This window comes from Pseudomonas putida (assembly GCF_009883635.2).
GTDB lineage: Bacteria > Pseudomonadota > Gammaproteobacteria > Pseudomonadales > Pseudomonadaceae > Aquipseudomonas > Aquipseudomonas putida_W.
On record NZ_CP026115.2, the window covers coordinates 4453310 to 4475583 of the forward strand.

Annotated in this window: 23 protein-coding genes; 11 read left to right on the plus strand and 12 right to left on the minus strand. The window is 62.9% G+C overall.

The genetic code is table 11. The features are described from left to right. The first annotated feature begins 108 nt into the window (after nt 1-108). The 3 genes from C2H86_RS20265 to sthA all read left to right on the plus strand — a co-directional run bounded on the left by C2H86_RS20265 (nt 109) and on the right by sthA (nt 4349). Nucleotides 109-1572 (plus strand): glyceraldehyde-3-phosphate dehydrogenase, encoded by a 1464-nt coding sequence (locus tag C2H86_RS20265; RefSeq protein WP_159409522.1) that lies wholly within the window; start codon nt 109-111, stop codon nt 1570-1572. Nucleotides 1573-1780: 208 nt separating this feature from the next. Further along, complete coding sequence (locus tag C2H86_RS20270; protein WP_159409523.1) at nt 1781-2752, plus strand: FAD:protein FMN transferase; 972 nt, start codon at nt 1781-1783, stop codon at nt 2750-2752. 202 nt (nt 2753-2954) lie between these two features. Beyond that, nucleotides 2955-4349 (plus strand): Si-specific NAD(P)(+) transhydrogenase, encoded by a 1395-nt coding sequence (gene sthA / locus C2H86_RS20275; protein WP_159409524.1) that lies wholly within the window; start codon nt 2955-2957, stop codon nt 4347-4349. 48 nt (nt 4350-4397) lie between these two features. On the opposite strand, the gene C2H86_RS20280 is transcribed toward sthA, so the two are convergent. Together C2H86_RS20280 and C2H86_RS20285 are read right to left on the minus strand one after the other, a co-directional pair. Next, the gene (locus C2H86_RS20280) at nt 4398-5114 is read right to left on the minus strand and encodes a glycerophosphodiester phosphodiesterase (RefSeq protein WP_103449830.1); all 717 of its coding nucleotides are present in this window, start codon (nt 5112-5114) and stop codon (nt 4398-4400) included. A gap of 30 nt (nt 5115-5144) precedes the next feature. Next, the gene (locus tag C2H86_RS20285; protein ID WP_159409525.1) at nt 5145-5729 is read right to left on the minus strand and encodes a PilZ domain-containing protein; all 585 of its coding nucleotides are present in this window, start codon (nt 5727-5729) and stop codon (nt 5145-5147) included. A 93-nt stretch (nt 5730-5822) separates the two neighbouring features. Here C2H86_RS20285 and C2H86_RS20290 point away from each other — a divergent pair, with 93 nt between their 5' ends. From C2H86_RS20290 to C2H86_RS20300, 3 genes are read left to right on the plus strand one after another with little or no spacing between them, the layout of a single operon-like run. Further along, nucleotides 5823-7073 (plus strand): lipoprotein-releasing ABC transporter permease subunit, encoded by a 1251-nt coding sequence (locus tag C2H86_RS20290; protein WP_110631304.1) that lies wholly within the window; start codon nt 5823-5825, stop codon nt 7071-7073. Between the two features lie 7 nt (nt 7074-7080). After that, on the plus strand, nt 7081-7764 hold the full coding sequence (gene lolD / locus C2H86_RS20295) for a lipoprotein-releasing ABC transporter ATP-binding protein LolD (protein ID WP_176506135.1): 684 nt from the start codon (nt 7081-7083) through the stop codon (nt 7762-7764). A gap of 59 nt (nt 7765-7823) precedes the next feature. Then, the gene (locus C2H86_RS20300) at nt 7824-9065 is read left to right on the plus strand and encodes a lipoprotein-releasing ABC transporter permease subunit (protein ID WP_159409526.1); all 1242 of its coding nucleotides are present in this window, start codon (nt 7824-7826) and stop codon (nt 9063-9065) included. 40 nt (nt 9066-9105) lie between these two features. Here C2H86_RS20300 and C2H86_RS20305 read toward each other — a convergent pair whose 3' ends face one another. Together C2H86_RS20305 and cinR are read right to left on the minus strand one after the other, a co-directional pair. Continuing rightward, complete coding sequence (locus C2H86_RS20305; RefSeq protein ID WP_430738558.1) at nt 9106-10449, minus strand: heavy metal sensor histidine kinase; 1344 nt, start codon at nt 10447-10449, stop codon at nt 9106-9108. Beyond that, entirely contained in the window at nt 10449-11129 is a 681-nt protein-coding gene (cinR, locus tag C2H86_RS20310) for a two-component system response regulator CinR (protein WP_159409527.1), read from the minus strand. The genes C2H86_RS20305 and cinR overlap by 1 nt, the downstream gene beginning before the upstream one ends. Nucleotides 11130-11280: 151 nt before the next feature. Here cinR and C2H86_RS20315 point away from each other — a divergent pair, with 151 nt between their 5' ends. Together C2H86_RS20315 and queF are read left to right on the plus strand one after the other, a co-directional pair. Further along, nucleotides 11281-11808, plus strand: coding sequence for a cupredoxin domain-containing protein (locus tag C2H86_RS20315; protein ID WP_159409528.1), 528 nt, complete (start codon nt 11281-11283; stop codon nt 11806-11808). Nucleotides 11809-11876: 68 nt separating this feature from the next. After that, nucleotides 11877-12707: an NADPH-dependent 7-cyano-7-deazaguanine reductase QueF gene (gene queF / locus C2H86_RS20320; protein ID WP_159409529.1), complete on the plus strand. Its 831-nt coding sequence runs from the start codon at nt 11877-11879 to the stop codon at nt 12705-12707. 128 nt (nt 12708-12835) lie between these two features. Here the strand turns inward: queF and C2H86_RS20325 are convergent, their stop codons facing one another. Beyond that, entirely contained in the window at nt 12836-13099 is a 264-nt protein-coding gene (locus C2H86_RS20325; protein WP_103449838.1) for a DUF4404 family protein, read from the minus strand. A gap of 123 nt (nt 13100-13222) precedes the next feature. Continuing rightward, nucleotides 13223-13786, minus strand: a complete 564-nt coding sequence (locus tag C2H86_RS20330; protein WP_159409530.1) for a phosphonoacetaldehyde phosphonohydrolase-related protein — start codon at nt 13784-13786, stop codon at nt 13223-13225. A 189-nt stretch (nt 13787-13975) separates the two neighbouring features. On the opposite strand from C2H86_RS20330, the gene C2H86_RS20335 reads away from it, so the two are divergent. Then, a complete protein-coding gene (locus tag C2H86_RS20335; RefSeq protein ID WP_159409531.1) occupies nt 13976-14683 on the plus strand; it encodes an MlaA family lipoprotein in 708 nt (235 codons plus the stop codon). A gap of 51 nt (nt 14684-14734) precedes the next feature. On the opposite strand, the gene C2H86_RS20340 is transcribed toward C2H86_RS20335, so the two are convergent. Next, nucleotides 14735-15034, minus strand: coding sequence for a PilZ domain-containing protein (locus tag C2H86_RS20340; protein WP_159409532.1), 300 nt, complete (start codon nt 15032-15034; stop codon nt 14735-14737). 270 nt (nt 15035-15304) lie between these two features. Between C2H86_RS20340 and rssB the strand changes: the two genes are divergently transcribed. Together rssB and rssC are read left to right on the plus strand one after the other, a co-directional pair. Next, nucleotides 15305-16489 (plus strand): two-component system response regulator RssB, encoded by a 1185-nt coding sequence (gene rssB / locus C2H86_RS20345; protein ID WP_159412964.1) that lies wholly within the window; start codon nt 15305-15307, stop codon nt 16487-16489. Further along, entirely contained in the window at nt 16486-16968 is a 483-nt protein-coding gene (rssC, locus tag C2H86_RS20350; protein WP_027919583.1) for an anti-sigma factor antagonist RssC, read from the plus strand. The genes rssB and rssC overlap by 4 nt, the downstream gene beginning before the upstream one ends. Before the next feature lie 102 nt (nt 16969-17070). On the opposite strand, the gene C2H86_RS20355 is transcribed toward rssC, so the two are convergent. The 5 genes from C2H86_RS20355 to C2H86_RS20375 all read right to left on the minus strand — a co-directional run bounded on the left by C2H86_RS20355 (nt 17071) and on the right by C2H86_RS20375 (nt 22176). Beyond that, a complete protein-coding gene (locus C2H86_RS20355; protein WP_430738559.1) occupies nt 17071-17247 on the minus strand; it encodes a hypothetical protein in 177 nt (58 codons plus the stop codon). A gap of 150 nt (nt 17248-17397) precedes the next feature. Continuing rightward, entirely contained in the window at nt 17398-19239 is a 1842-nt protein-coding gene (locus C2H86_RS20360; protein ID WP_159409533.1) for an alkaline phosphatase D family protein, read from the minus strand. Nucleotides 19240-19335: 96 nt separating this feature from the next. After that, nucleotides 19336-20262, minus strand: coding sequence for a transaldolase (gene tal, locus C2H86_RS20365; protein WP_159409534.1), 927 nt, complete (start codon nt 20260-20262; stop codon nt 19336-19338). A gap of 144 nt (nt 20263-20406) precedes the next feature. Continuing rightward, complete coding sequence (dusA, locus tag C2H86_RS20370; RefSeq protein WP_159409535.1) at nt 20407-21417, minus strand: tRNA dihydrouridine(20/20a) synthase DusA; 1011 nt, start codon at nt 21415-21417, stop codon at nt 20407-20409. Between the two features lie 156 nt (nt 21418-21573). Next, entirely contained in the window at nt 21574-22176 is a 603-nt protein-coding gene (locus tag C2H86_RS20375; RefSeq protein WP_159409536.1) for a phosphatase PAP2 family protein, read from the minus strand. Between the last annotated feature and the right edge of the window lie 98 nt (nt 22177-22274).

The following is a 22274-nucleotide window of genomic DNA, read 5'->3' on the forward strand; positions in this document are numbered from 1 at the left end:
TGTCAGGCTCGACAGGCCATGAACTGCGGGCTTTGCCATCGGCGACAGGCGCTCATTGCCGGTTACGCGCAGGGGCGTCATAATGTAGCCCCTTTTTTCTGTCCCTACATGTGGAAGGTTCCCGTGACTCAGAAGCCCGACCAGTGTCTTGGTGAGTGGATTGATCGTGAAGCTCTGGCTGAAGCGATGATCCCGCTTATCGGTCAGCTCTACCGCAACAACAACGTGGTGAGCTCGATCTATGGCCGCAGCCTGATCAACCGTTCGGTTATCTCGATCCTCAAAGCTCACCGCTTTGCGCGTCACCGTCAGACCGACGAGACCGAACTGTCCGTACACGAGACATTCCCTCTGCTCAAGGCCATGAGCGAGCTGAAACTGGGCGCCGCTTCGGTCGACCTGGGCAAGCTGGCCAACAAATTCAAGCAGGAAGGCAATGGCCGCACTGCCGAGCAGTTTGTCCGTGAAGAACTGGCCGACGTGGTTGGCCAGCAGAACGCTTCGGCCCGCAAGGGTACCGATGTCGTCCTGTACGGCTTCGGCCGCATCGGCCGCCTGCTGGCGCGCATCCTGATCGAGAAGACCGGTGGCGGCGACGGCCTGCGCCTGCGTGCCATCGTCGTGCGCAAAGGCGCCGAGAACGACCTGGTCAAGCGTGCCAGCCTGCTGCGCCGTGACTCGGTGCATGGCCCGTTCGATGGCACCATCACCATCGACGAAGCCAACAACACCCTCACTGCCAACGGCAACCTGATCCAGATCATCTACGCCAAGAGCCCGAGCGAAGTCGACTACACCCAGTACGGCATCGACAACGCGCTGATCGTCGACAACACCGGTGTGTGGCGTGACGCCGACGGCCTGGGCCAGCACCTGGCTTGCCCGGGCGCTGCCCGCGTGATTCTCACTGCACCTGGCAAGGGCGCACTGAAGAACATCGTGCACGGCATCAACCACGGCGACATCACTGCCGATGACAAGATCATCTCGGCAGCGTCCTGCACCACCAACGCCATCGTGCCGGTGCTCAAAGCCATCAACGACCAGTACGGCATCGTTAACGGCCACGTCGAAACCGTTCACTCGTTCACCAACGACCAGAACCTGATCGACAACTTCCACAAGGGCAGCCGCCGTGGCCGTGCCGCGCCGCTGAACATGGTCATCACCGAAACCGGCGCCGCCACCGCTGCCGCCAAGGCACTGCCAGTGCTGAAGGGCAAGCTGACCGGCAACGCCATTCGCGTTCCGACGCCGAACGTTTCGATGGCCATTCTCAACCTGAACCTCGAGAAGCCGACCACCCGCGACGAGATCAACGAGTACCTGCGCCAGACCGCCATGCACTCGGAACTGCACAAGCAGATCGACTACGTCAGCTCGCAGGAAGTGGTTTCGACCGACTTCGTAGGTTCGCGCCACGCTGGTGTTGTGGATGCCGAGGCGACCATCGCCAACGACAACCGCGTTGTCCTGTACGTCTGGTACGACAACGAATTCGGCTACAGCTGCCAGGTCGTTCGCGTGATGGAAGAAATGTCGGGTGTGAACCCGCCAGCGTTTCCACGCTGATTCGCTTGTAAGCGCATGAAAAAACGGGAACCTTCGGGTTCCCGTTTTTTTTGCCTGGCATTTGTGTTCATCTGTGCCGGCCCTTTCGCGGGGCAAGCCCGCTCCTACAGGCGATCGCGTTCCCCTGTAGGAGCGGGCTTGCCCCGCGAAAGGGCCGGCACAGGCAATCGAGAACTCGATATTGCGCGCAATCCTTTCAATATTGTTGATGCTCCTCACCGCCTGTAACCAGGGCCCGACCCTGGAACGCCTGGGCGGCCCGACCATGGGCAGCAGCTACAGCATCCAGTACGTCCGCGAACCCGGCGGCCCGGCCCCGGCCCAGGTTCAGGCGGCGGTCGAGAGCCTGCTCAACGACATCGATCAGCATTACTCGACCTACCGCAGCGACTCCACGGTCAGCCAGTTCAACCTGCTGCCCGCCAACCAGTGCACGGCCTTGCCGCCCGACATGCTCGAACTGGTCGCCTTCGGCCAGCACCTGGCCGAGCTGAGCGACGGCGCTTTCGACCTCACCGTCGAGCCGCTGCTCGACCTCTGGGGCTTCGGCCCGCAGGCCCGCCACGAACAGGTACCCGACCACCAGGCCCTGGCCCAGGCTCGCCAGCGGGTCGGCTATCACCATCTGCGCGTCGACGGCCAGGCCCTGTGCAAGGACGCCCCGGTCCAACTGGACTTCAACAGCATCGCCGCTGGCCACGCCGTCGACCTGATCGCCGAGCGCCTGCGCGCCATGGGCGTGGCCAGTTTCGTCGCCGAAGCCACCGGCGAGCTCAAGGCCGTGGGCCGCAAGCCCGATGGCAGCCCTTGGCGCATCGCCCTGGAACTGCCCCGCGAAGACCGCCAGATCGCCCGCCAGATCATTGCGGTCAATGGCCTGGGGGTATCGACCTCGGGTGACTATCGCCACTATTTCGAGGAGAATGGCCGGCGCTATTCACACACCTTCGATGCCCGCCTGGGGCGCCCCGTCGATCACGACCTGGCCGCGGTCACCGTGCTCGATGCCTCGGCGCTGCAGGCCGATGGCTATTCGACCCTGCTGTTGATCCTGGGGCCGGAGCGCGGCTGGGACTTCGCCGTGGCCCATGATCTGGCTGCGGTATTGGTGACTCGGGCCGAGGGTGGCTTCGTCTCCCGAGCGACCCCTGCATTCGAGCAGGCGGTGAAAGGCGATTGAAAGCGTTGGCAGGGATGATCGCTGCCAGGGATCGGTGAATGACATGTAGTGCAGGCAAAATTGGCCTACGACGCGACCAAGGGTTAATGTGCGCGGCGTTCACGCTTGATTAGACTGCACCCGAATTTTCTCATGACGCCCCGGCGGCATGATCGAGTCCCGCGGGTAACCGTAACCCCGGGCCAGTTCTGAAGGAGTACGCATGGCTGTCTACAACTACGACGTAGTGGTGCTGGGTTCCGGCCCGGCCGGTGAAGGCGCGGCAATGAACGCCGCCAAAGCGGGGCGCAAGGTGGCAATGGTCGACAGCCGCCGTCAGGTCGGCGGCAACTGCACCCACCTGGGCACCATCCCGTCCAAGGCGCTGCGTCACTCGGTGCGGCAGATCATGCAGTTCAACACCAACCCGATGTTCCGTGCCATCGGTGAGCCGCGCTGGTTCTCCTTCCCCGACGTGCTCAAGAGCGCCGAGAAGGTCATCGCCAAGCAGGTTGCGTCGCGTACCGGCTACTACGCCCGTAACCGCGTCGATCTGTTCTTCGGCACCGGCAGCTTCGCCGACGAGCAGACCGTCGAAGTGGTGTGCCCGAATGGCGTGGTCGAAAAGCTCAACGCCAAGCACATCATCATCGCCACCGGTTCGCGCCCATACCGCCCGGCCGACATCGACTTCCACCACCCGCGCGTCTACGACAGCGACACCATCCTCAGTCTCAGTCACACCCCGCGCAAGCTGATCGTCTACGGCGCCGGTGTGATCGGTTGCGAGTACGCCTCGATCTTCAGCGGCCTTGGCGTGCTGGTAGAGCTGGTCGACAACCGCGGCCAGCTGCTGAGCTTCCTGGACTCGGAAATTTCCCAGGCGCTGAGCTACCACTTCAGCAACAACAATATCACCGTGCGCCACAACGAAGAGTACGAGCGCGTCGAAGGCCTGGAAAACGGGGTGATCCTGCACCTGAAGTCGGGCAAGAAGATCAAGGCCGACGCCTTGTTGTGGTGCAACGGCCGTACCGGCAACACCGACAAGCTGGGCCTGGAAAACATCGGCATCAAGGTCAACAGCCGTGGCCAGATCGAGGTCGACGAAGCCTACCGCACCACCGTGCCGAACATTTACGGCGCCGGTGACGTGATCGGCTGGCCGAGCCTGGCCAGTGCCGCCCACGACCAGGGCCGTTCGGCCTCCGGCAGCATCGTCGACAACGGCAGCTGGCGCTTCGTCAACGACGTGCCGACCGGCATCTACACCATCCCGGAGATCAGCTCGATCGGCAAGAACGAGCAGGAGCTGACCCAGGCCAAGGTGCCGTACGAAGTGGGCAAGGCGTTCTTCAAGGGCATGGCGCGCGCGCAGATCGCCGGCGAGCCGCAAGGCATGCTGAAGATCCTGTTCCACCGCGAAACCCTGGAAATCCTCGGCGTGCACTGCTTCGGCTACCAGGCTTCGGAAATCGTTCACATCGGCCAGGCGATCATGAATCAGCCGGGTGAGCAGAACAATCTGAAGTACTTCGTCAACACCACGTTCAACTACCCGACCATGGCCGAAGCCTATCGGGTAGCTGCTTACGACGGCCTGAACCGGCTTTTTTGAGCGGCTCCGGCCGGTGGCCTGAGCCGGTCGGGGAGATCGATTTCAGCCCTACCCGAGGGTGGTCTTGGCCAAACCGGGAAAGTCTGTAATCAGGCTGTCCACGCCAAAATCAGCGAGCCGGCGCATCAGTGCCGGTTCGTTGACCGTCCACACCGACACATGCAGACCCTGGCCCTGGGCTTTGAGCAGGCGCTCGGGGGTGCACAGTGTCCAGTTCAAAGCCAGCAGTTCGCAGCCATAGTTCTGCGCGACCTTCAACGGGTCGAGCCAGGCGTACTCGGCAACCAGCCCGCGCTTCACATCCGGTACCAGTTCTTGGGCCGCGCCCAGCACTTCCCGTGAGCTGGAGGTGATGGTCACCTTGTCCAGCAGGCCGTACTGCTGCGCCAGTTCGCGGATCGCCAGCACGGTGGTGGCGGCGCGGGTGCGCGAGGCACTCTTGACCTCCAGCTGCCAATGCTCGAACGGGCACTTCTCGAACAGTTCTTCGAGTTTCGGAATTGGGCAGGGCTGCACGTGGCCCGGGCCACCCTTGCGCGCATCGATCTTGATCAATTCGGCAGCCGGGTGCTCGACCACCTTGCCGCGTCGGCCGGTGGTGCGCTTGAGGGTAGGGTCGTGGATCACCATCAGCTCGTTGTCGGCTGACAGGTGCAGGTCCAGTTCGCAGCGGGTCACGCCGTGGGACAGGCACTGCTGAAAACTCTTCAGGGTATTTTCGGGGGCTTCGCCCTTGGCGCCGCGGTGGCCGTAGATCAGGGTCACGTTCGTTCCTTCAAATCAGGGAAATAGAGCTCAGGAGGCGGGGCCGTCTTGTTCCAGTTGCTGGCGCCGTTGCTGCTGTTGGCGTTGCAGGATGTAGCGGGCCAGCAGTTGCCGTTGGGCATCGGTCATGTCGGTGAATTCCGTGCCGACCTCGAAATCGCCGTCCGGGCGCAGGTCGCAGTGGGTGATCTTGCCGCGCAGCAGCAGGCCATGGGCGCGCGGCATCAGCACCATTTTCACCTTCACCCGGGTGCCGGGGGCGATCTGCTGAGGTTGCGCGAATTCGATGCCGCCTTCGGAAATGATCACGCGCTGGGGTTGGCCGATTTCGCCGAGCAGGGTTTGCGCGACCACTGCGCTGAGCAGGTCGAGGCGTTTGTTCTGCGCCCGCAAGAATGCCGCCAGGGTGCGGTCCTTCTCGCTCAGCTGGCGCAGCAGGTGCTGCGACTCGAAGTCGGACAGGTGCAGCTCGCTGAGCAGGTTGAACAGCGGTGAATCATCCTGCAACAGTTCTGCTTCAAGGGCTTCGGCCGCGCTGAGGGGGCTGATTTCCAGTGCGATCCGATCTTCGATGCGGTAGTATTCGCGGCGATCTTCTTCGTCTAATGTCGTCATGGCGAACCCATGGTTGCGGCGGTGGTCCGAGTGTAAAGCCGCCGTAGGCGCCTCGCCACAAGGACGTTCCCTTTCATCCGAACAAGCCCCGACATGTTCAGACCTCTTTTCGCATTCATCGGTACGCGTTACACCCGTGCCAAGCGCCGTAACCACTTCGTCTCGTTCATTTCCCTGACCTCGATGATCGGCCTCGCCCTGGGCGTGGTGGTGATGATCGTGGTGCTCTCGGTCATGAACGGTTTCGACCACGAGATGCGTACCCGCGTGCTGGGCATGATCCCCCACGCCACGCTGGAGAGCGGCCAGCCGATCAACGACTGGTCTGCCCTTGCCCAACAAGTAAAGCAGAATCCGCAGGTGCTGGCGGTAGCCCCGTACACGCAGATGCAGGGCCTGCTGACCCATGACGGCAAGGTGCAGAAAGTGTTGCTCAATGGCATCGACCCGGCGCGCGAGCGCGAGGTGTCGATCATCGACAACTTCATCCAGCAAGGCAGCCTCGACAAGCTGGCGCCCGGAGAGTGGGGCATCATGATCGGCGACAAGGCCGCGGCCAAGCTGGGCGTGGCCATCGGCGACAAGCTGACCTTCGTCGCCCCCGAGGTCAGCGTGACCCCGGCCGGCATGTTCCCGCGCATGAAGCGCTTTACCGTGGTCGGCACCTTCCACGTTGGCGCTGGCGAGATCGACGGTTACCTGGGCCTGACCAACATCACCGACCTGTCCCGCCTGCACCGCTGGAAGCCGGACCAGGTGCAGGGCCTGCGCCTGAAGTTCGACGATCTGTTCCAGGCGCCGCGGGTAGCCTGGAGCATCGCCCAGCAGCTGGGCGACCAGGAGTACTACAGCCGCGACTGGACCCGTACCCACGGCAACCTGTACCAGGCGATCCGCATGGAAAAGGCCATGATCGGCCTGCTGTTGCTGCTGATCGTCGCGGTGGCGGCATTCAATATCATTTCCACCCTGGTGATGGTGGTCAACGACAAACGCGGTGACATCGCCATTCTCCGTACCCTGGGCGCCACGCCTGGGCAGATCATGCTGATCTTCATGGTCCAGGGCACGGTGATCGGGGTGATCGGCACGCTGATCGGCGCCGTGGTCGGGATCGTCGCGGCGCTGAACGTGAGCGCGGCGATCGCCGGCATCGAGAAGCTGATCGGGCACAAGTTCCTCAACGCCGATGTGTATTTCATCGATTACCTGCCGTCGCAGATCCAGGCCCAGGACGTGTATATGGTCTGCGGTGCGGCACTGGTCCTGAGTTTCTTCGCCACCCTGTACCCGGCCTGGCGTGCGGCCCGCACCCAGCCTGCAGAGGCGCTACGTTATGAGTGAGTCGCGCATGAGTGATAAAGCCGTTCTGAGTTGCCGCAACCTGGGCAAGTCCTACGACGAGGGCCCGGAGTCGGTGCAGGTGTTGTCCGGGCTCAACCTGGAACTGCACGCCGGTGAGCGCGTGGCCATCGTCGGCAGCTCCGGCTCCGGCAAGAGTACCTTGCTCAACCTGCTCGGTGGCCTCGACCGGCCGACCCAGGGCAGCGTGTGGCTGGCCGGCGAAGAGCTGTCGGCTCTTGGCGAGCGCGCCCGCGGCCTGCTGCGCAATCGTGAACTGGGCTTCGTCTACCAGTTCCATCACCTGTTGCCAGAGTTCACCGCCATGGAGAACGTGTGCATGCCGCTGCTGATCGGCCGCACCGCCATCCCGGAGGCCCGTGAGCGCGCCGAGGCGCTGCTCAAGCGCGTTGGCCTGGGCCATCGCCTGCACCACAAGCCGGCCGAGCTGTCCGGTGGCGAGCGCCAGCGGGTGGCAATCGCCCGTGCCCTGGTCAACCGCCCGGGCCTGGTGATGCTCGACGAGCCGACCGGCAACCTCGACCACCACACCGCCCAGGGCATCCAGGAACTGATGCAGGAGCTGTCCAGTGCGTCGCGCACCGCTTTCCTGGTGGTGACTCACGACCTCAACCTGGCGCGCCAGATGGACCGCGTACTGAAGCTCGACGACGGCCACCTGGTGGCGATCTGACCGAGTGCACGGGGTGGCGATGCCGCCCCGTTTTCCCGTTTTAATTGGGTGTTTCCTACATGTTCAGACCCTTGCCCATCTTCATCGGCGCGCGCTACACCCGGGCCAAGCGCCGCAACCACTTCATCTCGTTCATTTCGATGACCTCGATGATCGGCCTGTCGCTGGGCGTGCTGGCGATGATCGTGGTGCTGTCGGTGATGAACGGCTTCCAGCGCGAAATGAGCTCGCGCATTCTCGGCCTGGTGCCGCATGCCTCGATCCTTGGCGTGCAGCCGCTGGACGACTGGCGCAAGGCTGCCGATGCTGCGATGCAGAACCCGGCCGTGATGGCCGCGGCGCCGATCACCGAGATGGAAGGCATGCTCTCGTACAAGGGGGCGATGCAGCCGATCCAGGTCAGCGGCATCGACCCTGCCGAGGAAGACAAGGTCTCGATCGTCGGCCAGCATATCGTCCAGGGCCGCCTGCAGGGCCTGCAGCCGGGTGAGTACGGCGTGGTCATCGGCGAGCTGACCGCGCGGCGCTTCCGCCTCAACACCGGCGACAAGCTGACCCTGATCGTGCCGGAAATCAGCAAGGAACCCGGCGGTATCACCCCGCGCATGCAGCGCCTGACCGTGGTCGGCATATTCAAGGTCGGTGCCGAGCTGGACGGTTCGCAGGCCTACATGCATGTGGCCGATGCCGGCGAAATGCAGCGCTGGGCGCCTGGCCAGGTACAGGGTGTGCGCCTGAAGCTGCACGACTTGTACGCAGCGCCGCAGGTGTCCAAGGCGATCGCTGCCGGCTTGGGCGATGGCTATCGCGCCGATGACTGGTCGCACACCCAGGGCAGCCTGTTCAGCGCGATGAAGATGGAAAAGACCATGATCGGCCTGTTGCTGCTGATGATCATCGCGGTGGCGGCATTCAACATCATCGCTACCCTGGTGATGGTGGTGAACGACAAGGGGCCGGACATCGCCATCCTCCGTACCCTGGGCGCCACGCCAGCGCAGATCATGGGCACGTTCATGGTCCAGGGCAGCCTGATCGGCATTGTCGGCACCTTGATCGGTGGCGTGCTCGGGGTGATCGCTGCGCTCAATGTCAGCCAGATCGTCGGCTGGCTGGAACGGGTGAGCGGGCAGCACATCTTCACATCGGATGTTTACTTCGTCAGCAGCTTGCCGTCCGAGCTGCAGGGCGGGGATGTGCTGATGATCTGTGCTGCCGGGTTGGTGATGAGCTTCCTGGCGACCATCTATCCGGCGTATCGGGCTTCTCAGGTTCAGCCGGCGATTGGCCTGGCAGTTTGATGTTTGCTAGAGAACCTGGGGGCGCCAAGCGCCCCCAAATTTATCGAATTTCAGGCAATTCGATCACGAACCTTGTCCAGCCGTCACCGCATTGCGCCCGAATACTCCCGCCATGGGCCTGCACGATCGACCGGGTAATCGCCAACCCCAACCCGGCATGTTCGCTGCTACCTTCCCGCCGCGCCGGGTCCACCCGGTAGAAACGATCAAACAGGCGCGGTAACGCCGCCGCTTCGATGGCCGCCCCGGTATTGGCCACGCAAATCCGTAACCCCGGCTCCAGCGTCACCCGTATCTGCCCACCCGCCGGCGTGAAGCGCAGGGCGTTGTCGAGCAGGTTGGACAGGGCCCGGCGCAGCATATGCCGGTCTCCCTGCAATACCGCCTCGCCTTCGCGCATCAACTGCACCTCATTGTCCTCGGCCAACGGCGCGTAATACTCCAGCAGCGCGTCCACGTCATCGTGCAAGGCCAACGTCGCCTGCCCCGGCACCAGCAGGCCATGGTCGGCCTTGGCGAGGAACAGCATGTCGTTGATCATCTGCGCCATCCACTGCAGTTCCTCGAGGTTGCCATGCAGTGCCTCGCGGTATTCCTCCAGGCTGCGCGGGCGGGTGAGGGTGACCTGGGTGTGGGTCAGCAGGTTGGACAGCGGCGTGCGCAGCTCGTGGGCGATGTCGGCGGAGAACGCCGACAGGCGCTGAAAGGCGTCGTCCAGGCGTTGCAGCATGGCGTTGACGGTGGTGGCCAGTTCCGCCAGCTCCTCGGGCATCTGCGCCACCGGCAGGCGGGTGGTCAGTGAGCGCGCCGATACGCTGTTGGCCACCTGGCCCATCTGGCGCAGTGGTCGCAGGCCGCTGCGCGCGGCCCAGGCACCCAGCAGCGCAGTGGCCAGGGCCGACAGCCCGACGGTGAGCCAGATCAGGCGCTGCATGCCTTGCAGGAAGTGCTGGTGATGGGTGATGTCGAGAAACAGCGTCAGTTGCGCAGCCGTCTGATCGTCCGCTGGCACTGCCAGGCTTCGATAATCGACGCCGCCTGTGTGCAGCGTCGTCAGCCCGGGCGTTGACGGAGTGCCTGGCAGGCCGTCGCGGCTGGCGAACCAGATTGCCCCGTCGCGGCCATCGATGCGCAGCGCCAGGTCAGCCTGGTGGCTGAGCTCGTTGCGCAGGGCTGGCAAGCGGCTTTGCAGATCGTCAGGGCCCTTCAGGCCAGCGAGCTGGCTGCGAAACAGGGACAGGCGCGACTCCAGCAGTTGCTGGTCCAGTTCGACGAAATGCTGCTCGCTGGCACGGTTGAACAGCAGCCCCGCACCCAGCGACACGGTGGCGGTACAGGCGGCAAACAGCAGCGCCAGGCGCGTGCCGAGGGAAAGCCGGCGCATCAGTCCTGGCGCTCTTCGAGCACGTAGCCCATGCCGCGCACGGTATGGATCAGCTTGTTCGGGTGCGGGTCATCGATCTTCAGGCGCAGGCGGCGTACCGCCACTTCGATCACGTTGGTGTCGCTATCGAAGTTCATGTCCCACACTTGCGAGGCAATAAGTGATTTCGGCAGCACCTCGCCCTGGCGGCGCAGCAGCAGTTCGAGCAGGGCGAACTCCTTGGCGGTCAGGTCGATGCGTGTGCCGGCCCGTTCGGCGCGGCGGCGGATCAGGTCCAGGCGCAGGTCGGCCAGGGTCAGGGTGGTGTCCTGGCTGGGGCTGGCGCCGCGGCGCAGCAGGCTGCGTACCCGGGCCAACAGTTCGGAAAAGGCGAACGGCTTGACCAGGTAATCGTCGGCGCCCAGTTCCAGGCCGTGCACACGGTCTTCGACGGCGTCGCGGGCGGTGAGGAACAGCACCGGGGTATCCAGGCCGGCAGTGCGCACGGCTTGCAAAATCTGCCAGCCGTCACGCCCGGGCAGCATCACGTCGAGGATCAGCAGGTCGTGGTCGCCGGTCACGGCCAGGTACTGGCCAGTCTCGCCGTCGGTGGCCAGTTCGGTGGCGAAGCCGGCTTCGCTCAGGCCTTGGCTGAGGTACTGGCCGGTGCGGGCCTGGTCTTCGACGATCAGCAGTTTCATGGGGCTCCCACAGGGTCGGGTGATGGCTGAAATGATACGTGACGATGTGCCTGCTCGCCCAAGCTGACAAAGTTGTAATCTTCCCGTCAGCTAACCGCCAGCCGTGCCTTTCTAGAGTGGTTTCATCCCGCTGTGATTTTTCGGAGTCATCATGAAACACCTGTTCATCGCCGCTGCGCTAGCCCTGGTCAGCCTGCCCACCCTGGCAGATGAGGCGAAAACCTTCGCTTTCGGCGAGCCCGCCCCGGCAGCCAAGGCCACCCGTACCGTCGAAGTGGTGCTCAAGGACATCGCCTTCGAGCCCAAGAGTCTGCATGTGAAGGCGGGCGAGACCGTACGTTTCGTGGTGGTCAACGAGGGCAAGCTGCCCCACGAGTTCAACCTCGGTGACAAGACCATGCATGCAGAGCACCAGAAAGAAATGATCGCCATGCAGGGCAAGATGTACAACGCTGCCATGCAGCATGAGGGCATGGACCATTCGCAGATGGGCCATGCGCCCGCCAAGCCGATGGACCACGGTGCCCATGGCCACGACGGCGGCAACACCGTGCTGGTGCAGCCTGGCCAGCGCGCCGAGCTGACCTGGACCTTCCGCAAGGCGGCGCCGATCGAGTTCGCCTGCAACGTGCCGGGGCACTATCAGGCCGGTATGGTCGGGAAGCTGACCATCGAGTGACTTGCACTCCAAGGCGGGGAGCAAAACCGGTAGACTAGAGGCAATTTCGAACCTCCAGGTCAGTTTCCATGCATCCCGCCGCCGAACATTCTCCGCTGGGCAAGTCCAGCGAATACATCGCCACCTACACGCCTTCGTTGCTGTTCCCGATCCCGCGTACGGCCAAGTGGGCTGAGCTGGGCGTGACTGCCCAGACCTTGCCGTGGCAGGGCGTGGATTACTGGAACTGCTTTGAGCTGTCGTGGCTGCTGCCCTCGGGCAAGCCGGTGGTGGCCATCGGTGAGTTCGCCATTCCGGCTGATTCGCCGAACATCATCGAGTCGAAGTCCTTCAAGCTCTACCTCAACTCGTTGAACCAGACCGTGTTCGCCTCGATCGGCGAGCTGCAGGCGTGCCTGGTGAAGGACCTTTCGGCGGCTGCTGGCAAGCCGGTGGGCGTGCAGGTGCGCACCCTGGCGGAAGTGGAGGCGCAGGGCGTGGTTGCCTTGCCTGGGCAGTGCATCGATGCACTGGATGTGGTGATCGACAACTACGAGCAGCCGCAACCTGAATTGCTGAGCTGCAACCCGGAGCGCATGGTCGAAGAGACCGTGCACAGCCACTTGCTCAAATCCAATTGCCCAGTGACCGGCCAGCCAGACTGGGGCAGCGTGGTGGTGGAGTACAAGGGCAGGGCGCTGGACCATGCCAGCCTGCTGACCTACCTGATCAGCTTCCGCCAGCACGCCGACTTCCATGAGCAGTGCGTGGAGCGGATCTACCTGGACTTGAAGAACCTGCTGCAGCCAGAGCACCTGACCGTGTATGCGCGGTATGTGCGCCGTGGCGGGCTGGACATCAACCCGTACCGCAGCACCGGGGCGATCAGCCCGGCTAACCTGCGACTGGTTCGCCAGTAAGTTCTGTGTAGTTGGGGCTGCTTTGCAGCCCATCGCCGGCAAGCGCGGCTCCCACAATGTTCGGTGTGTCGCCGTCCCTGTGGGGTCCGCGCTTGCCGGCGATGGGCCGCAAAGAGGCCCCAGTCGTTTCAGATACCCATGCTGTGCAGCGAGTTGGCAATGCTGCGCAGGGTGGCGGTCAAATCCGGGTGGTCGGCCTCGAAGCGTTCGATCGCCAGGTTCACCCCGTCGACCACGTTGTTGTCCGGCGTGGCTTCCTCGAGCTTCAACTGCGCTTCGATCTGCCTGGCCTCTTCGTGCAGGGCGGCCAGTTCTTCATCCGTAAGCGGTACGTTGCGGTCCAGTTGCTCGCGCAGGCTGTTCAAGCGCTCTTGCAATTCGCGGGCAGGCATTGGCTGTTCTCCATCAATGGCTTGGCAAGGCATGGACCTCAGCGAAGCGGCAAAGGTTCTCGCCTGTCTCCTAGCGTAATCCACTCGCTGGCGCTTTGCATGATCCGCATCAATGGGGCTGTGTCAGGGTTTTTCGCCCTTGCTGCAGCGCAGGGCGATGTCGGCAAGGCAGGTGTCCAGTTCATCGAGGTGGTCGATCACCGAATGCACTCCCAGGCTGAACAGGGTCAGCGTGGCCTTGCCGCGGGCCAGATCCTGCTCTTGCTGGGTCATGGCCTGCCATTGCCTGGAGGAGAGGTCGCACGACGGGCTGCAGGCCGCCAGGCCCACTGTCCACAAGCCGGCGTTGAGGCCTGATTGCAACAGCTTGGGCTCACCGCTGACCAGCACGCAACCTTCGAGGCGTTCGCTGTCCAGGCTCATCAAGGCCTGCCAGCAGGCATTCGGCGCCGGCCAGCGCACGCCGTTGACCGAGTGGCCCGGCAGCCAGTCTGGTAATACGGTGGCCAGGCGCCTGCTCTGCAGGCTGCTCAAGTCGTCCAGCCAGATGCACGGCACCTGCGCATGGCGCAGTCCGGCCAGCGTTTCGAGGGCGCCAGGGGCGGGCAGGGGGCTGCCGTCGGTGGCCTGGACCAGGCAACCGCGCAGGCCGAACAGCACAGCGGTAATGGCGGGTGCAGCGAGCATGGTAACGTCCCTGAAATAATCCGCAGGCTATTCGACGATTGTTACCGTGCTGTGACGGGCAACAGTTGTTCACAATTTATTGAGCAAAAATGTGTAAAGCTGTTTATCAACGTGCAAGGCTCTATACTGCCGCGGTACAGCAGCGCACCCGTTGCGCTTGCGGCCGAGAATTTCGATGGAGAAACATCTATGCGTAGGATCGGTGCCGGTGTGATCGAGCGAGTCACCCAGGCCTTTGTCTGCGCCAGCTTGCTGCTGGCGCCCATGGCTGCCACTCAGGCCGCCACCGAGGAAGATCCTTGGGAAGCGGTCAACCGACCGATTTTCCGTTTCAACGATACGATCGATACCTATGGCCTCAAGCCATTGGCCAAGGGCTACCAGTGGGTCACTCCGCAGTTCCTGCAGGATGGCATCCACAACATGTTCAACAACGTCGGTGATGTCAAAAACCTGGCCAACGACATGCTGCAATTCAAGCCCCATGCAGCGGGCGTGGATACCGCGCGGCTGATCGTCAACACCGTGTTCGGCCTTGGCGGCTTCTTCGATGTCGGCACCAAGATGGGCCTGCAGCGCAACGACGAAGACTTCGGCCAGACCCTCGGCCACTGGGGCGTGCCCAGCGGCCCGTACGTGGTAATCCCGCTGCTCGGCCCGAGCACCGTGCGTGACGGCCTGGCCAAGTACCCGGACAGCTACACCGAACCCTACCGCTACATCAACGATGTGCCGGTGCGTAACTCGATCTTCGCCCTGAACGTGGTCGACACCCGGGCCAGCCTGCTGTCGGCCGAGAAGCTGATTCAGGGTGACAAGTACATCTTCATCCGCAATGCCTACCTGCAGAACCGCGAGTTCAAGGTCAAGGATGGCGAAGTCGAAGACGACTTCTGATCCTTGCAGGCATGAAAACGGCGACCTTCGGGTCGCCGTTTTTGTTACAGCTCAATGCATGGCCAGGATGCGCAGGCCGAATTTCTGCTGCCCATCGGGTTGATCGGCGATCCACACCACCTCGGTACTGGCGTGCAGGCCCTTGAGGGCCGGGTGATCGGAGTCGATGCGCACCTCCAGGTGGTCACCGACCTTGAATTGCTGCGGCGCCTGCACCTGCATGCCGCCGCTGGAAAGGTCAAGGCACACCGCCGCGATGACCTGCCCCTCATGCAGCAGGCTGACCTCGGTGTCGATGCGCATGCGGATGAAATCGCGTTTCTCGCTGTGATTGGAGGGCGTATGAGGCATGCTGCATCCTTCCCAATAGGTTGTACTGGTTGGCGTTTTTATAACTCTCGGTGATTTACCCTGTAAAGAGCAGCGTACTCGACCGACGTATGCTTGAAACACCTGGCGGATGGGAGTACCGTCTGCGCCTTACGAGGTATCTCGACTGGTTGCCTGGGGCGCGTTCTTGGCCTACAACTCAAGTAGAGCGTTACCACAGAGTATTCCAGCAGTTGGATGTCAGCCTTGCCGACGCCCCTGCACCCACCCAAATCGGCGCCGTTCGCCCACATGCAGAAAATCAGTGCAACGCTGCTGATCATCGATGATGACGACGTGGTCCGTGCGAGCCTCGCCGCCTATCTGGAAGACAGTGGCTTCAGCGTCCTCCAGGCCGGTAATGGCCAGCAGGGGCTCCAGGTCTTCGAAGAACACCAGCCCGACCTCGTGATCTGCGATCTGCGCATGCCGCAGATGGGCGGCCTCGAACTGATCCGCCAGATCAGCGAGCGCGCACCGCAGTTGCCGGTGATCGTGGTGTCGGGTGCCGGCGTGATGAGTGACGCGGTCGAGGCCTTGCGCCTGGGCGCTGCCGACTACCTGATCAAGCCGCTGGAAGACCTGGCCGTGCTCGAACACTCGGTACGCCGGGCGCTCGACCGGTCACGCCTGGTGCTGGAAAACCAGCGCTATCGCGACAAGCTGGAGGCGGCCAACCGTGAGCTGGAAGCTAGCCTGCACTTGTTGCAGGAGGACCAGACCGCCGGTCGCCAGGTGCAGATGAACATGCTGCCGGAAAGCCCTTGGAAGCTCGGCGAGTTCACTTTCGAGCACCAGATCATCCCGTCGCTGTACCTGTCGGGCGATTTCGCCGACTACTTCCGCGTGGATGAGCGGCGCATTGCCTTCTACCTGGCCGATGTTTCCGGGCACGGTGCGTCGTCGGCGTTCGTCACGGTGTTGCTGAAGTTCATGACCACCCGGCTGTTGTTCGAATTCAAGCGCAGCAGCAAGCTGCGCGAGTTCAAGCCTTCGGAAGTGCTGAGCCACATCAACCGCGGGCTGATCAACTGCAAACTGGGCAAGCACGTGACCATGGTCGGTGGCGTGATCGACGAAGAAACCGGTCTGCTGACCTACGCCGTGGGCGGCCACCTGCCGCTGCCGGTGCTGTATACCCCGGGCCAGGCCCGCTACCTGGAAGGCCGCGGCCTGCCGGTGGGGCTGTTCGACGAGGCAACCTACCAGGACCTGGTGATGGAGTTGCCGCCACAGTTCAGCCTGAGCCTGATGTCCGATGGCATTCTGGACCTTTTGCCGGGGCATACGCTCAAAGATAAAGAAGCTGCCTTGCCGGAGATCGTCAATGCAGCGGGTGGTAGCCTGGATGGGCTGCGCCAACGATTTGGATTGGCTACGCTTGGGGAGATGCCGGATGATATCGCCCTATTGGTGTTGAGCAGGAACCTTCAATGAGTACCGGTAGAATCCAGTTCGCCGAGCAGAGCGGTACCTTTGTACTGAAATTCGTCGGTGAAGTGCGCCTGACCCTGTGTTCAGCGCTGGATGCGACGATCGAGAAGATTTTCACCGCGCTGAACTTCTCGACCATCGTCATCGACCTGACCGAAACCGAAAGCATCGACAGCACCACCTTGGGCCTGCTGGCCAAGCTGTCGATCCTGTCGCGGCAGAAGGTTGGCCTGTTGCCGACCGTGGTTACCACCAACCCGGACATTTCGCGCCTGCTGCAATCCATGGGCTTCGACCAGGTGTTCAACATCGTCGACCGCCCGGTGCCACGCCCCGAGTGCCTGACCGACCTGCCGTCACAGGATCAGAACGAGGATGTAGTTCGCTCCAAGGTGCTGGAGGCGCACAAGATCCTCATGGGGCTCAATGACTCCAACCGCGAAGCCTTCCATGACCTGGTGAATGCGCTGGAGCGGACCTGATCCCTTTCGATATGACACGGTCATTGTAGGAGCGGGCTTGCCCCGCGATTCCAGTTTGCAGTTCAATCAGCCAATGCACATGGTCAGGCATGACGACCCACGTCAAAGATGGGTCAAGCCATCACTATCAGTTTTGCGCAGTTGATGAATGACGGCGCGGGCAAAGCGCATCTGAGTAAAGATGCGTTGTCGCTGATAGGTGACAGTGGTGAGGAGATAAAGCCCGCCCGGTTGAGAAAAGCGGCCACGGCGCAGGAGGTGGTTGTGGGCACGATCCATGTGATATCCCTTGATGAGCGTTCAAGCGAAACATAGTTCAGGGAGCCGTGGCGTGAAGCAGGTAATGGTTGCTGGATATTGGTTGCCAGTACTGGCCCTTTCGCGGGGCAAGCCCGCTCCTACAGGATTCGCGTGGCCGCTAGGTGACATTTAATCCCGCTGCGCAAACTCGGTCGCCTCACTGCCATCCGCACTCAGCTGGAACACCCGCGCCGGCCGCCCCTGCTCATCGAACAGCACCTGCCCCAACCCCGCCCCATTCCACAGCCGCTCCCCCGCCTTGCTGCGGCTAGGCGTGCGTGGCACCACCTCCATCTGCCGGCGCTTGGTGAACCAGTTCAGTGGTGAGCGTGGCGAGTACAACCAGCGATTGAGCCTGTCCAGCACGTCCAGCAAGCGCCGTGGGAACTCGTTCTTGATCCCGCTGCTGGTCACCTGCCACAGGTGCGGGCTGCGCTGGCGGTGGCGGATCAGCACCTCGTAGACGAACGAATAGTGCACGTCGCCCGAGAGAATCACGTAGTGCCCCGGCGTGCGCGAATGGCGGAAGATATTCAGGATCACCTGCGCCGCCCCACGGTGGGCCATCCAGTTCTCGGCATCCACCAGCAACGGGTAGCCCAGCCAGCTGAACACCTTCTGCACGGTTTCGATCAGCTTGACGCCAAAGATCGGTGCCGGTGACACGATGATGGCCGAGGGGTGGTCCAGCAGCGCCTGCTGCAGCTCGCACAACGCTTCCCAGTCGAGCAGCCCGGACGGCTTGCCCAGGTCGCTCTCGCTGCGCCAGCGGCGGGTGCGGGTGTCCAGCACCAGCAGCGGTGGCTCAGTGGGCAGGCTGTACTGCCAGCCCTGGAAGCGCAGCAGCTCACCGATCAGCTCATCCTGCTGCCGGGTTAGCGTCTGGCACTGGTCGACCAGCGTGTTGCAGGCATCCGGGTCGTTGCCCCAGGCCTGGCACAGCAGATAGCCCAGCAACGCATTGCCGATGATCCGCCGCGAGAAGGGGTGACCGTAGGCGGTTTCTTCCCACTGCGCCGAGAGGTTCCAGTCGTCGGTGATGTCGTGGTCGTCGAAGATCATCAGGCAGGGCAGGTGGGCCATCACCCGGGCCACGTCGCCCAGGCTGGCGGCGAAGGCTTCGATCAGCGGCAGTTCCTCGCGATAGCGTGCCTGGTCCTGCTGGCTCAGACCGGCAGGCATGCCCAGATCTACCAGGCGCCAGGGCGCGGGCGCCCACACCAGCAGATACATGGCCATGACCTCGGCGAAGGTCACCAGGTGGTTGTCGGCGTTGCTGGAGGAGAAGATCGGCTTGCGCTTGCCGCCGAAGAAGCGTTCGCGCAGCGATTCGTTGCTCTCCTGGGCAGGCAACAGGTCGGCCCGATGGTAGTAGCTGGCCGGATGCCGGTAGAGCGCCTGGCTGTCGGCGACCACTGCGCCATCCAGCGTTTCGTCGAACAGCCCCAGGCGCTCGATCAGCGCATGGATGGCGCGCAGCATCGGGCCGGCGACGTCGTCGGCGTAAACCTGGTCGCCAGTCATCAACAGCACGGCGGGGCGGTCTTCCGGTCGTTGGCCGGCCTGTAGCAAACGGTCGGCGCAGAGCAGGCCGTCGGCGGCCGGGTGATGCGGTTTGCGACAGGACCCGTGCAGCAACTGGTCCAGGCGGTCGCGCAGCACCAGGCTGGGGCGATGGCTGCCAGGGTAGAGCAAGTGCGGTGCCCAGCCAGCGATGCCCTGGCCGTCGAGCAGCAGGTCATACTCGATGGCGACGTTGCTTGGCAAAGGCTCGGCGAAGTGAATGTCCAGCAGGTGAATGAAGGCGTGCTGGCCCACAGCAACGACCTGGCATTCGACTTTGGCGGTGCCGTCGATGATGAATTCGGGTTGCAGGGGTTGGCTGCCGACCAGCCAGATGGCCAGCCTTTGCGGTACGAGACGGCGCAGTACCGGACCGGCGAGCACGAGGGGCAGTGGGGATGGGGTCATTTGGCCTTTGAGTTCAGAACGCGTTCATAGCCCGCTGAAACAAAACGGGCGGAAAATGCTGAACATTTCCCGCCCGTCTGGCAAACCGTAGATGTATCAGGCTTTTTCAGCCATCAACTTCTCGAGTTTTTCCTGATCCCGGGCAAACTGGCGAATGCCTTCAGCCAGCTTCTCGGTGCCCATGGCATCCTCGTTCATCGCCCAGCGGAACTGGCTTTCGTTCAGCACCTGCTTGGCTTCACCGGCATTGCCTGGCTTGAGAATCCGCGGCAGCTCGCCTTGGTCGCTGCCCAGCTTGTCCAGCAGGTCCGGGCTGATGGTCAGGCGATCGCAGCCGGCCAGCTGTTCGATCTGGCCAAGATTGCGGAAGCTGGCGCCCATGACCACGGTGTCGTAGCCATTGGCCTTGTAGTAGTTGTAGATGCGCGTGACCGACTGCACGCCCGGGTCTTCGGCGCCGACGTACTCCTGGCCGGTGCTCTTCTTGTACCAGTCGTAGATACGGCCCACGAACGGCGAAATCAGGAACACGCCAGCGTCGGCGCAGGCCTGGGCCTGGGCGAAGGAGAACAGCAGGGTCAGGTTGGTCTGGATGCCTTCCTTTTCCAGCTTTTCTGCGGCGCGGATGCCTTCCCAGGTGGAGGCCAGCTTGATCAGCACGCGGTCTTTCGACACTCCGGCGGCTTCGTACAGGTCGATCAGCTGGCGTGCCTTGTTCAGCAGCGCCGGCTCATCGAACGACAGGCGTGCATCCACCTCGGTGGAGATGCGCCCCGGTATGACCTTGAGAATGCCCGCGCCCACGGCCACGGCGAACTTGTCGCAGGCCAGGTCGACATTGCCCTTGGCATCGGCCTTCACCTGCTTGAGCAGCTCGGCATAGCCCGGGATGGCAGCGGCCTTGAGCAGCAGCGACGGGTTGGTGGTGGCATCGACCGGCTTGAGGCGGGTGATGGCATCCAGGTCCCCGGTGTCGGCAACCACGGTGGTGAACTGCTTGAGTTGTTCCAGCTTGGAGGTCATGGGCGTGCTCTGTCCTGTGCATTTACTCGACATTACCCGAGGCCCGACGGGCGCTCAAGAGGCCAGTGGGGCAGGGCAGAATTGCCGAAGGTGATGATTCGAGTCAGCAGCGGTCGCGAGGTTCCCTGGCCCGCCCAGGCAACCTCATCGCCCTTGCATCAACTCCGCTGCTTGGTCGAACACCTTCAGCGGCTCCGCCGCCTTGTGAATATCCGCCGACAACAACTGCCGGAACCGTCGCGCCCCCGGGAACCCCTGGCCAAGCCCCAGGATATGCCGGGTAATGTGATGCATCGCGCCGCCACTCTCCATATGCGCCACGATATAAGGGCGCAACTGCTTCAGTGCCTCGCTGCGGCTCACCACCGGCGCTTCGCTTGCAAACAGCTGCTGATCCACCTCGGCCAGCAGGTAAGGGTTGTGGTACGCCTCGCGCCCCAGCATCACGCCATCGAAGGTCTCAAGGTGCGCCCGGCATTCCGCCAGGGTCTTGATCCCGCCGTTGAGCACGATTTCCAGATCCGGGAAGTCCGCCTTCAACTGCGCGGCCACGTCGTAGCGCAGCGGCGGTATCTCGCGGTTTTCCTTCGGCGACAGCCCCTCGAGTATCGCGATCCGCGCATGCACGGTAAAGCTCCGGCAACCGGCCTCACGCACCTGGCCAACGAAATCGCATAGCTCGGCATAGCTGTCGCGGCCATTGATGCCGATGCGATGCTTCACCGTCACCGGCGTCGATACCGCATCCTGCATGGCCTTCACGCAATCGGCCACCAGTGCCGGGTGGGCCATCAGGCAGGCGCCGATCATGTTGTTCTGCACCCGATCGCTCGGGCAGCCGACGTTGAGGTTGACCTCGTCGTAGCCGGCTTCCTCGGCCAGCTTGGCGCAGGCGGCCAGGTCGGCCGGCACGCTGCCGCCCAGCTGCAGGGCCAGCGGGTGCTCGGAGACGTCATGGCGCAGGAAACGGTGGGCATCGTTGTGGAGGAGGGCGCCGGTGGTGACCATTTCGGTGTAGAGCAGGGTTTGCTTGGAGAGCAGGCGCAGGAAGAACCTACAATGACGGTCCGTCCAATCCATCATGGGGGCCACGCTGAAGCGGCGGGACGGCTCAGGCCTTGTGGTGCTTGGGTTCGTGGTCTGTTCTAGGGGCATTGGGGTCTAGGGCAACGATCGGAACAAGGAAAAAGGCCGATGGCGCGGTCAGTGACCTCGCAGATCGGCCTTCAGGGAAAGTTGCCCTAGTTTACCAAGAGTGGCTGGCGCGTGCCTGCCCACTGCCCGGATGGCGACGCAACGTCGGTTTACCTCTCAGCCCCGCAGCCAACCCGCCCTGATAGGCACCGCCATCAGGCTGCGGTAGTAACGTTCCGCCAAGTCAGTGACAGGCCGACCGATACGTCGCCAGATTGGCGATAACCCTGAATATACCAAGAAGGAAACAATCACCGCTCCCACCATATCGAGCGGAAAGTGCACCCCCAGAAACACCCGCGCCCAGGCCACGCTCAAACCGGTCACCAAAATGACCACCCCCCACCCAGACAAGCCATCCAGCAGCAAGGTCAAGCCCATGCAGGCAAACACGGTCATATGATCGCTGGGAAATGACGAATCCGGCGCATGCAGCATCCAGTTATGCCCCAACCCGATCATGAACGGCCGTGGATGCGGCCAGACCGCCCAGATGACCTGATTGACGACCAACGCAATCACCGTAACCAAGGTCGCCTTGAGTACCAGCCTGCGTTCCCCACGGTGCCCCCACAGCCAGAACCCCAGCATCAACACGGGCAGCAGAAAGATCAGGCCCTTGGCAATGCCGATGGCGAGCAGGACTAGCCACTGCGGCGCATCAGCGCCGCCGTTGATCAGCAGGAAAAGGGAGCGGTTGAGTGTTTCGAGTTCGCCCATTATGTATGTCCCCGCCGTGCGTTCAGACGCTGTTTCAATTTCAATTAAGGCCGCTTGCGTGCATTGCACAGCGGCCGACAAGCAAAAAAGCCGATGGC